This window comes from Streptomyces silvae (genome assembly GCF_016745505.1).
In the GTDB taxonomy this organism is placed as follows: Bacteria; Actinomycetota; Actinomycetes; order Streptomycetales; family Streptomycetaceae; genus Streptomyces; species Streptomyces silvae.
In genome coordinates this window covers 53,801-68,336 of the sequence record NZ_JAERUC010000069.1, presented here as the reverse complement: position 1 = coordinate 68,336, position 14,536 = coordinate 53,801, and the positions used below count along the sequence as shown (strand labels likewise).

12 protein-coding genes are annotated in these 14,536 nt (G+C 72.0%); 6 read left to right on the top strand and 6 right to left on the bottom strand.

Features of this window, described 5'->3' with window-relative positions:
- Positions 1-12: 12 nt before the first annotated feature.
- Together pip and JKV81_RS09195 are read left to right on the top strand one after the other, a co-directional pair.
- Positions 13-987 (top strand): prolyl aminopeptidase, encoded by a 975-nt coding sequence (gene pip / locus JKV81_RS09200; RefSeq protein WP_202075357.1) that lies wholly within the window; start codon positions 13-15, stop codon positions 985-987.
- Between the two features lie 46 nt (positions 988-1,033).
- Positions 1,034-2,029: an aldo/keto reductase gene (locus tag JKV81_RS09195; RefSeq protein WP_124274106.1), complete on the top strand. Its 996-nt coding sequence runs from the start codon at positions 1,034-1,036 to the stop codon at positions 2,027-2,029.
- A 142-nt stretch (positions 2,030-2,171) separates the two neighbouring features.
- Here the strand turns inward: JKV81_RS09195 and thpR are convergent, their stop codons facing one another.
- The 3 genes from thpR to JKV81_RS09180 all read right to left on the bottom strand — a co-directional run bounded on the left by thpR (position 2,172) and on the right by JKV81_RS09180 (position 4,745).
- Positions 2,172-2,759 (bottom strand): RNA 2',3'-cyclic phosphodiesterase, encoded by a 588-nt coding sequence (gene thpR, locus JKV81_RS09190; RefSeq protein ID WP_129264944.1) that lies wholly within the window; start codon positions 2,757-2,759, stop codon positions 2,172-2,174.
- A gap of 111 nt (positions 2,760-2,870) precedes the next feature.
- Positions 2,871-4,205: an MFS transporter gene (locus tag JKV81_RS09185; RefSeq protein WP_124274104.1), complete on the bottom strand. Its 1,335-nt coding sequence runs from the start codon at positions 4,203-4,205 to the stop codon at positions 2,871-2,873.
- Positions 4,206-4,304: 99 nt separating this feature from the next.
- Positions 4,305-4,745 (bottom strand): MarR family winged helix-turn-helix transcriptional regulator, encoded by a 441-nt coding sequence (locus tag JKV81_RS09180; RefSeq protein ID WP_099174257.1) that lies wholly within the window; start codon positions 4,743-4,745, stop codon positions 4,305-4,307.
- A 134-nt stretch (positions 4,746-4,879) separates the two neighbouring features.
- Here JKV81_RS09180 and JKV81_RS09175 point away from each other — a divergent pair, with 134 nt between their 5' ends.
- The gene (locus JKV81_RS09175) at positions 4,880-5,095 is read left to right on the top strand and encodes a hypothetical protein (protein WP_187327166.1); all 216 of its coding nucleotides are present in this window, start codon (positions 4,880-4,882) and stop codon (positions 5,093-5,095) included.
- A gap of 43 nt (positions 5,096-5,138) precedes the next feature.
- Here the strand turns inward: JKV81_RS09175 and JKV81_RS09170 are convergent, their stop codons facing one another.
- On the bottom strand, positions 5,139-6,590 hold the full coding sequence (locus JKV81_RS09170) for an NCS2 family permease (protein WP_124274103.1): 1,452 nt from the start codon (positions 6,588-6,590) through the stop codon (positions 5,139-5,141).
- Between the two features lie 175 nt (positions 6,591-6,765).
- Here JKV81_RS09170 and JKV81_RS09165 point away from each other — a divergent pair, with 175 nt between their 5' ends.
- The gene (locus tag JKV81_RS09165) at positions 6,766-7,053 is read left to right on the top strand and encodes a DUF2530 domain-containing protein (RefSeq protein ID WP_124274102.1); all 288 of its coding nucleotides are present in this window, start codon (positions 6,766-6,768) and stop codon (positions 7,051-7,053) included.
- Between the two features lie 127 nt (positions 7,054-7,180).
- Positions 7,181-9,589 carry a cation-translocating P-type ATPase gene (locus JKV81_RS09160; protein WP_202075356.1) on the top strand — a complete coding sequence of 803 codons (2,409 nt, stop codon included), beginning with the start codon at positions 7,181-7,183 and terminating at the stop codon, positions 9,587-9,589.
- Positions 9,590-9,601: 12 nt separating this feature from the next.
- On the opposite strand, the gene JKV81_RS09155 is transcribed toward JKV81_RS09160, so the two are convergent.
- Complete coding sequence (locus tag JKV81_RS09155; protein WP_124274100.1) at positions 9,602-10,465, bottom strand: DUF5707 domain-containing protein; 864 nt, start codon at positions 10,463-10,465, stop codon at positions 9,602-9,604.
- 250 nt (positions 10,466-10,715) lie between these two features.
- On the opposite strand from JKV81_RS09155, the gene JKV81_RS09150 reads away from it, so the two are divergent.
- Positions 10,716-10,976 carry a hypothetical protein gene (locus tag JKV81_RS09150; protein WP_129264941.1) on the top strand — a complete coding sequence of 87 codons (261 nt, stop codon included), beginning with the start codon at positions 10,716-10,718 and terminating at the stop codon, positions 10,974-10,976.
- A gap of 16 nt (positions 10,977-10,992) precedes the next feature.
- Here the strand turns inward: JKV81_RS09150 and JKV81_RS09145 are convergent, their stop codons facing one another.
- A complete protein-coding gene (locus JKV81_RS09145; RefSeq protein ID WP_202075368.1) occupies positions 10,993-14,172 on the bottom strand; it encodes a sacsin N-terminal ATP-binding-like domain-containing protein in 3,180 nt (1,059 codons plus the stop codon).
- Between the last annotated feature and the right edge of the window lie 364 nt (positions 14,173-14,536).

Genomic DNA, 14,536 nt, shown 5'->3' with positions numbered 1-14,536 from the left:
GGGACCGCCTCCATGCGCCGTGAGCCCGGCGAGAAGTACCCGCCGATCGAGCCGTACGACCAGGGGATGCTGGACGTCGGTGACGGCAACCTCGTGTACTGGGAGGTCTGCGGCAACCCGGCCGGCAAGCCCGCGCTCGTCGTCCACGGCGGGCCGGGCTCGGGGTGCACGCCCGGGGCCCGGCGGAACTTCGACCCGGACCTCTACCGCGTCGTCCTCTTCGACCAGCGCAACTGCGGCCGCTCCACCCCGCACGCGAGCGACCCCGCCACCGACCTGCGGCACAACACGACCGCGCACCTGGTCGCCGACATGGAGGCCCTGCGCCGCCACCTCGGTGTCGAGCGGTGGCTGCTGTACGGCTGGTCCTGGGGTTCCACCCTGGTCCTCGCCTACGCCGAGCAGCACCCGGAGCGCGTCTCGGAGATCGTGATCCCCGCGGTGACGACGACCCGGCGCAGCGAGATCGACTGGCTGTACCGGGGCGCCGGGCAGCTCTTCCCCGAGGCGTGGGACCGGTTCCGCGCGGGCGCCCCGGAGGCCGGGGGCCCGGGCGGTCTGCTCGCCGCGTACGCCCGGCGGACGGAGAGCCCCGACCCGGAGGTGCGGGCGAAGGCCACGGCCGACTGGTGCGCCTGGGAGGACGCGGTGCTGTCCACGGAGGCGCACACCGGCCCGGCCCCGTACGGCGGGCGGCCGGGCCGCGACCAGCTGGCCTTCGTCCGTATCTGCGCGCACTACTTCTCGCACGCCGCCTGGCTGGAGGAGGGCCAGCTGATCCGCGACGCCGGCCGCCTCGCGGGTATCCCCGGCGCCCTGGTGCACGGCCGCTTCGACCTGGGCTCCCCGCTGACCACGGCCTGGGAGCTGGCGAAGGCCTGGCCGGACGCCGAACTGACGGTCATCGAGGACGCCGGCCACCTCGGCGGCCCGGCGACGACCCGGGCGGTGCTGGCCGCGCTGGACCGGTTCGCACGGCGCGCCTGAGCCGGACCTTGCTTCGAGCGCGCTCGAAGGAGTTGGCTGGGGACCCATGAAGTACACGCAGCTCGGACGCACCGGACTCAAGGTCAGCCGCCTCGTGCTGGGGACGATGAACTTCGGCCCCCAGACCAACGAGAGCGACAGCCACGCACTCATGGACGCCGCCCTGGAGGCGGGCGTCAATTTCTTCGACACCGCGAACGTCTACGGCTGGGGTGAGAACAAGGGCCGCACCGAGGAGATCCTCGGCACCTGGTTCGCGCAGGGCGGCGACCGCCGCGACAAGGTCGTCCTCGCCACCAAGGTCTACGGGAACATGGGCGCCGACGGCGAGGCGTGGCCCAACCACGACAAGCTGTCCGCCCTGAACATCCGCCGCGCCGTCGACGCCAGCCTCAAGCGGCTCCAGACGGACCACATCGACCTGTACCAGTTCCACCACGTCGACCGGAACACCCCGATCGACGAGATCTGGCAGGCCATCGACGTACTGATCCAGCAGGGCAAGATCCTCTACGCCGGCTCGTCCAACTTCTCGGGCTACAAGATCGCCCAGGCCAACGAGCGCGCCCGTCAGCGGGGCAGCTACGGCCTGGTCAGCGAGCAGTGCATCTACAACCTGATGCAGCGCGGCGCCGAGATGGAGGTCATCCCGGCCGCCCAGGAGTACGGCCTCGGGGTCATCCCGTGGTCGCCGCTGCACGGCGGGCTGCTCAGCGGCGCGATCCGCAAGGAGCGTGAGGGCGGCAGCGCCCGCTCCACCTCGGGCCGCTCCGGCGAGGCGCTGGCCGACCCGAAGCAGCGGGCCCAGATCCAGGCGTACGAGGACCTGCTGGAGAAGCACGGCCTGGAGCCCGGTGAGGTCGGCCTGGCCTGGCTGCTCACCCGGCCCGGCGTCACGGGCCCGATCTCCGGCCCGCGCACCCGGGAGCAGCTCGACTCGGCGCTGCGCGCGGTGGAGCTGGAGCTGTCGTCCGAGGTGCTGTCGGCCCTCGACGAGATCTTCCCCGGACCGGGCCCGTCACCGGAGAACTTCGCCTGGTAACCGGCGTGCGTGCGTACGTCCTCGGCGGGCTCAGCCCCCGAGGGCGGACGCCGCCGCGACGACGATGAACATCAGCACGAGTACGGCGGCCATGATGCGGTTTCTGGTCTTCGGGTCCACCCGACGAGCGTAACCGCCCCGCTCACCGTCCCAGCGGCCAGGCCCGCACCACCTCGTAACGCGGCTGCTCCCCCGGCACCCCGCCCGCCGGAAGTCTGCTGCGTACGAGACTCATCTCACGCACCTCCCACTCGCGGCCCTGGAACCCCTCCAGCGCCGCCGTGTACGGGGTCAGGTCGGCGTGGCCCCGGCTGCGGGCGAGGGTGAGGTGCGGGGTGTAGCGGCGGTGCTCCTCCTCCATCGGGACGCCGGCCTTGCGCGCGGCGGCGTGGGCCCGCGCCGCCAGCAGCCGCAGGGTGTCGAGGCCGCCCGCGGCCCCCGCCCACAGCGCCCGCCCGTCGAACCGGCCGCCGCCGCTGATCCGGAGCGGGAAGGGCGCGGTCCGGTGCGCGGCCCGCTCCATCCGGGCGTCCAGCTCCGGGAGCAGCTCCTCGTCGACCTCCCTGAGGAACGCCAGCGTGAAGTGCCGGCCCGCCGGGGCGGTCCAGCGGAGGTCGGCGGCCCCGGGGATCGCGTGCAGCGGGGCGAGGGCCCTGGCCAGCTCGTCGGCGACGGGCTCGGGCGGCAGGACGGCGGCGAAGAGTCTCTGGCTGCGGCTGCTGCTGCTCATGCGCCGAGTGTCCCAGCGTGCGGGCACGTCCGGGGCGACGGCTTTCCTCGCGACGCACAACAGAAGAACGCTGCCCTCCCCGTGGGGGAAGGGCAGCGTTCAGGGGTCGGCTCAGGCCGCCGTGGCCAGCTGCTCGCGCGGAACTATTCGCACGTGCGGGCGACCCGGCCGCAGGTCGACCTTCAGGCGCAGGCCGCCGACGCGGGTCAGCATGAAGCCGACCCCGACCGCGGCCACCATCGAGATCGCTCCTCCGGCCGCCATGCCGATCCGGGCGCCGTAGGTGTCGCTGATCCAGCCGACGATCGGGGCTCCCACGGGCGTGCCACCGGCGAAGACCATCATGTAGAGGCTCATCACCCGGCCCCGCATCTCGGGGTCCGCGGCCATCTGGACGCTCGTGTTGGCGCTGATGTTGGTCGTCAGGCCGATCATCCCGATCGGCAGCAGCAGCAGCGAGAACAGCCAGACGGACGGTGACAGGGACGCGGCGACCTCCAGCAGGCCGAACAGGGTGCCCGCGGCCACCAGCATCCGCAGCCGCGAGGAGCGGCGCCGGGCGGCGAGGAGGGCCCCGGCGAGGGAGCCGGCCGCCATCAGGATGTTGAAGAACGAGTACATCCCGGCACCGCCGTGGAAGATCTCGTCCGCGAAGGCCGTCAGGAAGATCGGGAAGTTGAACCCGAAGGTGCCGACGAAACCGACCAGGACGATCGGCCAGATCAGCTCGGGTCTGCCGGAGACGTAGCGCAGGCCGTCACGGAGCTGGCCCTTGGCGCGCTTGACGGTGACGGCCGCGTGGAGCTCGCTCGTACGCATCATCATCAGGCCGACGAGCGGCGCGATGAAGGACAGCCCGTTGAACATGAACGCCCAGCCGCTGCCGACCGTCGTGATCAGGACACCCGCGACGGCGGGGCCGATGAGCCGGGCGGACTGGAAGTTCGCCGAGTTCAGGCTGACGGCGTTGCGCAGCTGCGCGGGGCCGACCATCTCCGAGACGAACGACTGGCGCGCCGGGTTGTCGACGACGGTCACCATGCCGAGCAGGAACGCGATCAGGTAGACGTGCCAGACCTCGACGACGCCGGAGAGGGTCAGGACGGCGAGTGCGACGCCGCACAGGCCGAGCGCTGCCTGGCTGATGAGCAGGAGACGCCGCTTCGGGAGCCGGTCGGCGATGACGCCGCCGTACAGGCCGAAGAGCAGCATCGGGAGGAACTGGAGGGCCGTGGTGATACCGACGGCCGCTGCGGACCCGGTGAGGCTCAGGACGAGCCAGTCCTGCGTGATGCGGGACATCCAGGTACCGGTGTTGGAGATCACGGCGCCCGTGGCGAACAGGCGGTAGTTGCGGATCTTCAGCGACGAGAAGGTCCCGCCGGTCTTGCTCTCGTGGGTGGAAGTCGGTGCGGGGGCGGAGTCTGCTCCGGATCCCGAACTCAAAAGAAGTCGCCTCCTCGGGCGTATACGACGTACTCACTGACGGGGACGTGACTGCGGGCGCTGCGGGACCCTCGCGGGGGTCCGACGGCGCCCGTCGGGTCAGAGGTGGGCGAGCTTCTCCAGCACGGGCGCGGCGGCCCGCAGCGTGTCCCACTCGTCCTCGTCCAGGCCCTCGGCGAGGTTGGCCAGCCAGGCGTTCCGCTTGTCGCGGCTCTCGGCGAGCATGGCTTCCGCCTGCTCGGTCCGGCTGACCATCTTCTGCCGACGGTCATCGGGGTGCGGTTCCAGTCTGACCAGGCCCTTCGCTTCCAGCAGCGCGACGATGCGGGTCATCGACGGCGGCTGCACGTGCTCCTTGCGGGCCAGCTCACCGGGGGTGGCGGAACCGCAGCGGGCGAGTGTGCCGAGCACCGACATCTCGGTGGGGCTCAGCGACTCGTCGACGCGCTGGTGCTTCAGACGACGGCCCAGCAGCATCACGGCGGAGCGGAGGGAGCTCACGGCGGCGGCACTGTCACCGTCGTGGATCAGGTCAGGCATGTTCCTTAGCGTAACTCATTAGCAATGCTAAATACCAGCGGGTGGTACACGCGCGAGAAACTGATCACCCGAACGAGTGAGTATGAGTCGGAAACAGCCGCGAAAAGGCCGCGTGTGCCGCGACCCTGCTTGGCATGGGATCGACAGTGCTCAGCCTGCGCATAGACGGTGAGCTGCTCGACCGGCTCCGCCAGCACGCCGCCAGACGCGGCATGAGCGTCCAGGACTACGTGGTCCGGACGCTCGTCCGCGACGATTTCGACGAGCGCTTCCACGCGGCCGTCGACGAGACGGAGAAGTTCTACGGGGCGGACACCCGTCATCCGGACCCGGCCGACCGGGTCACCTGACGGGCGTCCGCCCCGCAGGGGTGAGGACGGCGTACGTACGCGCCTACGTGAGGCCGAGCGCCGGCATCGCGTAGTAGAAGACGAAGACCGCGGAGACCACGTACATGGCCACCGGGACCTCCCGGCCACGGCCCGCGGCCAGGCGCATCACGCTGAAGGCGATGCAGCCGATGCCGATGCCGTTGGTGATCGAGTACGTGAGCGGCATCATCAGCATGGCCATGAAGGCCGGGATGGCGAGCGTGTAGTCGCTCCAGTCGACGTCCCGCACATTGCCCGCGAGGATCAGGAACCCGACCGCGATCAGCGCCGGGGTGGCCGCCTGCGAGGGGACCATCGTCGCCAGCGGCGTCAGGAGCAGCGCCACCGAGAAGAGCAGCCCGCTCACCACGCTCGCCAGTCCGGTACGGGCGCCCTCGCCGACACCGGCCGTGGACTCGACGAAGCAGGTCGAGGCGGAGGAGGAGCTCACACCGCCCGCGGCGACGGCGACACCGTCGACGAGCAGGACCCTGTTGATCCCGGGGAAGTTGCCGTCCTTGTCCATCAGCTTGGCCTCGTCGCCGACGCCGAGGATGGTGCCCATCGCGTCGAAGAAGCAGGACAGCAGGACGGTGAAGACGAAGAGGACGCCGGTCAGGATGCCGACCTTCCCGAAGCCGCCGAACAGGCTGACCTGGCCGATCAGGCCGAAGTCCGGGGAGGCCACGGGATTGCCGGGCCACTCGGGGACGGTCAGCCCCCAGGCGCCGGCCGGCAGGTCCGCGACCGCGTCGATGACCAGGGCGAGGACCGTCATGACGACGATGGAGAGCAGGATCGCGCCCGGCACCTTGCGGACGATCAGCGCGAGGGTCAGCAGCGTGCCCAGGACGAAGACCAGGACGGGCCAGCCGTTGAGGTGGCCGTCGCTGCCGAGCTGGAGCGGCACGGTGGTGTGCGCGGCGTCCGGGATGCGGGAGACGAAGCCCGAGTCGACCAGGCCGACCAGGAGCACGAAGAGGCCGATACCCATCGCGATGCCCTTGCGGAGCGAGCGCGGCACGGCGTTCATGACGCGCTCCCGCAGCCCGGTCGCGACGAGGAGCATCACGACGATGCCCGCGAGGACGACCATGCCCATCGCGTCGGGCCAGCTCATCCGGGGGGCGAGCTGGAGGGCGACGACGGTGTTGACGCCGAGACCGGCGGCGAGCGCGATCGGCACGTTGCCGATGACACCCATCAGGAGCGTGGAGAACGCGGCCGCCAGCACGGTGGCCGTGACGAGCTGGCCACCGTCGAGCTGGTGCCCGTACATGTCCTTCGCGCTGCCGAGGATGATCGGGTTGAGCACGATGATGTACGCCATCGCGAAGAACGTGGCGAAACCACCACGGACCTCGCGCGCGACCGTCGACCCCCGCTCGGAGATCTTGAAGTAACGATCGAGGACGCCGTGAGGCTGCTGCGGCGCCGGGGGCTGATCGACCGGAGCGGTGGCCGAGGAGGACATGTATGACCTTCAGTCGTGCGACGGGGGGATGAAAGTAGTCAGATTTGGATGTTCACACGAATAAATCGAGTCATCCGCAACCGGATTCAGTATGAATACATAAGGGGAAGATCGCTATCTCCGCGCGTAGATCCTTGGGCCGACTGGCCCGCGGCGCAGCCCGTAGACTGATCGCATGGAGAAGTGGACACCGAAACACGAGGCGCCCGAGCCCCTGGAGGGCCCCGTCGTCGCCACCGTCACCGGCGGCACGATCCTCTGGTTCGTCCTCTTCGTGGTGCAGGTCCCCTTCTACGGCTGGTTCGACGACCGGGGCCACGCCTGGTGGATCTGGGTCTGTCTGGCCGGCGCCGGACTCGGCCTGATCGGCATCTGGTACGTCCGGGGGCGGGACGCCGCGCTCAAGCGGGCTGCCGCGCACGCCGCCGCCGAGGAGTCCGCGCCCGACGGCGCGCACCACTGATCCCGGGACGCGCCGGCCGCACCTGATCCACCGCGCGTACGACCGTGGGACCATTCCGGTCCTCCCCCGGTCGGAACTTCCTGTTCCCGGCGGGTGAACCCTCCCTTCCGCCCGTACGGTCGGAATCATGACGCAGCGGGCACTCGATTCCTCCGGTGAGCAGCCGGACCCCGTACAGACCTCGCCGGCGCCCGCGCCACCGGGCGGGCTGACGACCGCCGAGGTCGCCGAGCGGGTCGCCCGCGGCGAGGTCAACGACGTACCGGTTCGCTCGTCCCGCTCCGTCACCGAGATCGTCCGCGCGAACGTCCTCACCCGGTTCAACCTGATCATCGGCGTGCTCTGGGTGATCATGCTGTTCGTCGCGCCGATCCAGGACAGCCTCTTCGGCTTCGTGATCATCGCCAACACCGGGATCGGCATCGTCCAGGAGTGGCGCGCCAAGAAGACCCTGGACAGCCTCGCGGTGATCGGCGAGGCCAAGCCGACCGTACGGCGCGACGGGACCTCCGCCGAGGTCTCCGTCTCGGAGATCGTCCTCGGCGACCTGGTCGAGCTGGGCCCCGGGGACAAGGCCGTCGTCGACGGCACGGTCGCCGAGGCCGACAGCCTGGAGATCGACGAGTCGCTGCTGACCGGCGAGGCCGACCCGGTGGTCAAGCGGCCCGGCGACCCGGTGATGTCGGGCAGCTTCGTCGTCGCCGGAGGCGGGGCGTTCACCGCCACCAGGGTCGGCCGCGAGGCGTACGCCGCCCAGCTCGCCGAGGAGGCGTCCCGCTTCACCCTCGTACAGTCCGAGCTCCGCAGCGGCATCAGCACGATCCTCAAGTACGTGACCTGGATGATGGTGCCGACGGCGATCGGGCTCGTCATCAGCCAACTGGTCGTCAAGGAGAACGACTTCAAGGAGTCGGTGGCCCGCACGGTCGGCGGCATCGTCCCGATGATCCCCGAGGGCCTGGTCCTGCTCACCTCGGTCGCCTTCGCGATCGGCGTCATCCGGCTCGGCCGCAAGCAGTGCCTGGTGCAGGAGCTGCCGGCCATCGAGGGCCTGGCCCGGGTCGACGTGGTCTGTCTGGACAAGACCGGCACCCTCACCGAGGGCGGTATGGACGTCACCGAGGTCCGCCCGCTGAACGGCTCCGACGAGGCGTACGTCCACCGCGTCCTGGGTGCGCTCGGCGCCTCCGACCCCCGGCCCAACGCCAGCCTCCAGGCGATCATCGACGCCTACCCGGACGGCGGGGGCTGGGACGTCCGGCAGGCCATGCCGTTCTCCTCGGCCCGCAAGTACAGCGGGGCCGCCTTCACCGAGTCCGGCGGCGGCGCGTCGGCCTGGCTGCTCGGCGCGCCCGACGTGCTGCTGGCCGCCGACGATCCGGCCCTGGCCGAGACCGGCCACCTCAACGAGCAGGGGCTGCGGGTCCTGCTCCTCGCCCGGGTGCCGGGCGAGCTGGACGCCCCGGACGCCGCTTCGCGGGCCGAACCCGCCGCGCTCGTCGTCCTGGAGCAGCGGCTGCGGCCCGACGCCGGGGAGACCCTGGCCTACTTCGACGACCAGAACGTCGACGCGAAGGTCATCTCCGGCGACAACGCCGTCTCGGTCGGCGCGGTGGCCCAGAAGCTGGGGATGCCGGGCGCCGAGCACCCCCTGGACGCCCGCCGGCTGCCCGGGGACGCCGACGCCATGGCGTCGGAGATCGAGCGGAACGCGGTCTTCGGCCGGGTCACCCCGCAGCAGAAGCGGGAGATGGTCGGGGCGCTCCAGTCACGCGGGCACACGGTCGCGATGACCGGGGACGGCGTCAACGACGTGCTGGCGCTCAAGGACGCCGACATCGGGGTCTCGATGGGCTCGGGCTCCGAGGCGACCCGTGCGGTGGCGCAGATCGTGCTGCTGGACAACAGCTTCGCGACCCTGCCGTCGGTCGTCGCGGAGGGGCGGCGGGTCATCGGCAACATCACCCGGGTCGCCACCCTGTTCCTGACGAAGACCGTCTACTCGGTGCTGCTGGCGGTCCTGGTGGTCTGCTTCCAGGTGGAGTACCCGTTCCTGCCGCGCCATCTCACCCTGCTGTCCACGCTGACCATCGGCGTACCGGCGTTCTTCCTGGCGCTCGCCCCCAACAAGGAGCGGGCCCAGCCGCACTTCGTACGCCGGGTCATGCGGTACGCGATCCCGTCCGGGGTCATCGCGGCGGCGGCCACCTTCGCCACGTATCTGATCGCCCGGCACGCCTACTCGGGTCCGGGGGCGCTGGACGCGGAGACGAGCGCGGCGACCCTCACCCTGTTCCTGGTCTCCATGTGGGTCCTGGCGATCATCGCCCGTCCGTACACCTGGTGGCGGGTGGGCCTGGTGGCGGCGATGGGCCTGTGCTTCCTCGTCGTGCTCGCGGTGCCCTGGCTCCAGGACTTCTTCGCGCTGAAGCTGGTCGGGGTGACGATGCCCTGGACCGCGGTGGGCATCTCGGTGGTCGCGGCGGCCGTCCTTGAGCTGGCCTGGCGCCTGGTCGGCCGCCGCTTCCGCTCGTGAGAGCTGTCCGGGTTACTTCACGTCGACGAAGTCACCCGCGGTCGTGACGGCCGGGGTGGTCGAGGTGCCGGCGTAGCTGTAGCGCCAGTAGCCGTCCACCGAGGCCTTGACCGTGGTCTTCAGCGCACCCGTGCTGTTCGACTTGATGGTCTTGACGGTGGTGTAGGTGCTGCTGGTCTTCTTGCGGAACTGCAGCTTGACGGGCTGGACGGTGTAGCCCTTGTAGGTGCCGGTCTCCCAGTTGGCGCGCGACAGCTTGCCGGTGACCGTGATGGTCTTGCCCTTCTTGACGGGCTCCGGGGCGGCGTTGACGGTCAGCTTGGAGAGGCGCTGGACGCGGGCGGTGGACTGGTAGTCGTTCCACGCGATGCTCTGGTCGCCGGCGAGCGCGCCCGCGGTGACCTTCCAGGTGCCGGCCAGCGCGTTCGCGTACAGGTCGTAGCCCGGGTACGCCGTGATCGTCATCGTGCAGGTGGCGGTCGTGGCGTTGACGTTCTTGCAGGACGCCGCGTCCTCGTTCGGCAGCAGCACGCCGTCGAGACCGGCGTCCACGTTCGTGCCGTGCCACAGGTCGATGTAGCCGTCGACGATGCCGGACGGGTGGGACGCGGTGACGGAGACGGTGAACTTCTTGGCGGCCGTGGTGCCGACGACGATGTCCTTGCCGCCGTTGATGACGACCTTGGAGATGACCGGGGTCGTCACGGCGGCGCGAGCCGCCGCGCGCGGCGCCCGGGCGCCGGTGCCGAAGACGTCGGCCGCGGTGGGCCGGTCGAGGCTCGGGAGGTCCTTGTCGGCCGCCTGAGCCGCCGGAACGGCGAGAGCGGACAGGGCCAGGGCGCCGGAAACAGCGGCGACGGTGGCACGGATACGCATGTGGTCCCCTGTGGAGCAGGGGACCCGCCGAGGTGGTGTCCCCGGCAGGTCCCAGCTGGTCGATGAGTCTGGTGACTCGCACGATCAGACAGCGGCCACATGTGAATGGTTGTGCCCGGGTCGTGTATTTCTGGTGAAGATCACACAGGCCCGACGGCCCGGGCGGGTATCAACACCTCGGCGCGGTGCGGGCACACGGCCGGCCGGAAGCCTTCCGGAGCAGAAATCCGGAACAGGAATGGGGACACGGATGACCGACCTGATCACCGGGGCCGTCGCGGCCGGGATCGTGGGAGCGCTGGGCATCGCCGGCGACCGCGCGGCCCGCAGACGCAAGCGCGCCTTCCGGGACCACTACGGCAGCTACGAGGGCTTCCGGCACCAGGTCGACGAGGACAAGGTCCGCTCCGTGCGCAGCGCCCGGGGGGACGTCGCGGCGGTCAAGGCCGTCCGGGACGACCACCCGCTCGCCTCGCTGGTCATCGCGAACCGGTACGTCCGGGAGCTGTGACGCCGCGGGCCGCCGCTCAGTCGAACCAGCGGTCCCGGGCCAGCTCCTCCGTACGGGACGGGTCCTCCAGCAGCGCGGCCACCTCGAACCGGCGCGGCCACTGACCCGCCGCCCAGGCGAGACCGGCCGCCACGCCCTCCACCGTCGACGCGTGGACCACGCCGTCCGGGGTACGGCGCCAGTCCAGCTCGACGCCGCCCGCGCGCAGTTCGCTGTGCTCGACATAGCTGTCCGGGGTTCCGGCGCCGAGCAGGATCCGTACGGACTCGGGCACCTCGTGCTCCTCGCCCTCCGTCGTGACCACGGCCTCGACGGTCTCCCCCAGCCGCCGCACCTGGAGCAGGTCCGCCAGCTCGGCCGCCCGCGCCGGGGCCACCGGGAGCAGCGGGAGCCCGCCGGTCAGCGGCAGCAGGTCGGGGGCGTCGGCGATCACGACGTCCGCCGCGTCGGCGACCCGCACCTCGTCGTCCACGACGGCCCGCAACTCGTCGGGCAGCGTGACCTGTTCGGGGTCCAGCTCGGCGAGCGCGGTGTAGAGCGAGTGCAGTTGTACGGGGCCGACGGGACGCTCCTCGTCGGCGAGCCGGCCGAGCAGCTCGGCCGCCCCGCCCGGCTCGTCCAGGAGCGCCGCCACCGAGGTCCGTACGCCGAGGGCGCGCAGCACCTGGGCGTCGTCGAAGCCGGTCGCGTCGGCGGAGTCGTACAGGCCGGCCAGACGCGGGTCGCCGCCCGCCGCGCGCAGACCGGCCGGGCGGCGGCCGTCGAGCACGGGGTGGTCGCGCAGCCACCACGCGGTGTAGGGCCGCACGGACTGCGTCGTGCCGTCCGGGAGCAGGACGCGTACGGGCTGGGTCAGCGCGTCGCGCAGCGGAGGCCGTGCGAGCATCGCCAGCGCCTGCGGCCAGGCGTCGTCGTCGACGAGGTCCAGGTCGCGTACGGCCACGAGCTCGGTGGCGACCGGTGGGACGGGGGTGTCCGGGAGCTGGTCCAGGACGTCCTCGCACCACACGTCGACGGCGTCGAGCAGCCCGGCGTCGTCGGGCTCGGCGAAGTCGCTGTCGCGGGGCTCCAGTTCGTCCGGGTCCAGGACGACGTCGGTGGCCCGTACGAGGGCGAAGGTGGCCAGCACCCCGCAGGCGGTCAGCGGCTGTTCGCCCCAGCGCCCGGCCAGCTCCGCGTCGCACAGGGCGAGTTCACCCTCACGCATCACCTGGGCGAACGGGCTGTCCGGCAGGACGAGTTCACCGGCGGGCGCGGGCTCGCCGTCCTCGTCGGGCAGGGCGAGCGCACCCAGCCAGGGCTCGTCGCCGGGCGCGAGGTCCGCGTCGCGTACGAGCGTGAGGACGGTGTCGGCGAGCTCGTCCCCGTCCAGCGCGTCCTCGTCCCAGATCTCGCCCGCGTCCAGCGAGCCCGCGACGGCGGCCCGGACCTGCGGGGTCCGCAGCACGGCACGGGGGGTGGCCGGCAGGGCGCCCAGCTTCTCCAGCAGGGGGTGGGCGGCGTCCGGGTGGGCCACCTTCAGCCCGAGCCGGGCCAGCCGGTCCAGGACGGGCGAGGTCAGCGCGTCCGGCAGCGGCAGGAGGACCTGCCGGGGGCCGATGGTGGTGCGGGGCGGCGCGTCCGCCGGGCCCGCGAGGGGCACGGGCAGCCCGGAGAGCCGGTCGGGGTCGACGCCGGCCAGGCTGTCGTACAGCCGCCGCCACCAGTCCGGGTCACGCTCCAGTCCGGCCAGCCGGTCGATGGCCTCGGTGAGCGGGACCCGGGCGACGCCGAGCGTGCGCAGCTCGACACGGCGCTCCAGGCCCGCGGGCAGCAGACAGGGGAGGACCTCGGCGAGGACCCGTACGGTCCGGTCGCCCACGCCTTCGACCACCTCGGCCTCGACGGGCCGCAGCGCGGTCGTCCCCGGGCTGGGCGCCCCGGCGCCGTCCCAGTCGTCCCACTGCGCCGCCGCCTCGGCGGGGTCCCGGGGTGCGGCGGGCTCCAGGAACGCGACCCGGGGCAGCCGCTCCAGGATCGCGGCCCGCAGCGCGCCGTCGAGCTGTCCCTTGCCGAGCACGGCCGGCACCAGCGCGATCGTGGCGACGGACACGGGCTCCCACCCGGCGAGCAGCTCGGCGTACGCGTCGGCAGCGCGCTGCACCAGGAAGTCGGTCAGCGGCCCCGGCGCGGGGTGCCTGCGGGTGGTGTCCAGCGGCAGCGAGGCGATCAGCAGCGCCGGGACGCCGAGGGGCTCGTCGGTGGGGGTCGGCGCGTGCACGACGGGAGCCGTACGGGGGTGCTGGGGCGCCCCGTCCTCGCCGACGGGCACCGCCCAGGTCACCGACCAGTGCGGACGCAGCCGTTCCTCGACGGGCCGGTCGGCCAGCAGCGCGGGCTCCACGGGGCCGTGGGCGGCGATGGTGCGCCAGCGGTGCAGGCCGTGCGCGGAGTCGTCGACGTGCGTGTACGGGCCGTGCTGCGAGCGGCGCAACGTCCTTACGCCGTCGGGGGTTTCGATGACGACCTCGTCGAGGCCGGGCAGCGTCAGGAGCAGCGCGTCGTCGACCCCGCCGAGCAGCCTGCCCACGAGGTCCTCGGCGACGCCGTCGCGCAGTGGCAGGACGACGACGGTGTCGTACCCGTCGGGAGCGGTGCCCTCGGCGGGCAGCGGCAGCCTGAGCAGCGGTACGTGTCCGTCGCGGCGCCGCAGCTCGTCACCGAGGCCGGGGCTGCCGACGGCGGCCTGCCGCGCGAGGTCGCGGGCCTCGGCGAGGGACCAGCGGACACCGCCGTGGCGGCCGATCACCGCGGGCTCGTCGCTGACGGCGAGCACGGCGGCGAAACCGACGCCGAAGCGGCCGACGGACGTCTCGTGGCCCTCACGCTTGGCGGACGCCCGCAGGGTGCTCAGCGATTCGACGCCGGTCGCGTCGAGCGGGGCGCCGTTGTTGGCGGCGGCCAGGACGGCGGGGCTGTTGCCGTCCGCCTCGTGCAGGGTGAGGCGGAGCCGGCCGGGGACACCGGCGCGGGCGGCGGCGTCGGCGGCGTTCTGGGCGAGCTCGACGACCAGGCGGTCGCGGTAGCCGCCCAGCGCGAGGTCCTCCTCGGCGTTGGCGTCCTCACGGAAGCGGGCGGGACCCGCGCCCCAGGCGTCGAGCACGCCGCGCCGCAGTCGCGCCGTCCCGAACGGATCGGCCCCCTCGGTCGCATTCATGCTCACGCTCGCACTCCACTCTTCCGGTGACCCTGACGCCCAGTGTGCGCCCGAAGGTACCGCGACCCGGAAACCCCCCGCGCCCGGCAAATCAAGCCCGTCCGGCGCTTGAGGACAAGCGGGCCCCAGGACACGCAACGCACAGGCCCGGCAAACCAAGCCCGAACCCCGGCAAATCAAGCCCGTCCGGCGTTTGAGGACAAGCGGGTCCCAGGACACGCAACGCACGGGGCAGCAAAACCAAGCCTGTCCGGCGCTTGAGGACAAGCCGGTCCCAGGGCCGGCAGCGAACAGGCCCACAAACAATCAAGCCTCCAGGGGCCCCCGGCCCGCGATGCCCGGGCACCGCAAGCCCGGACCCCCC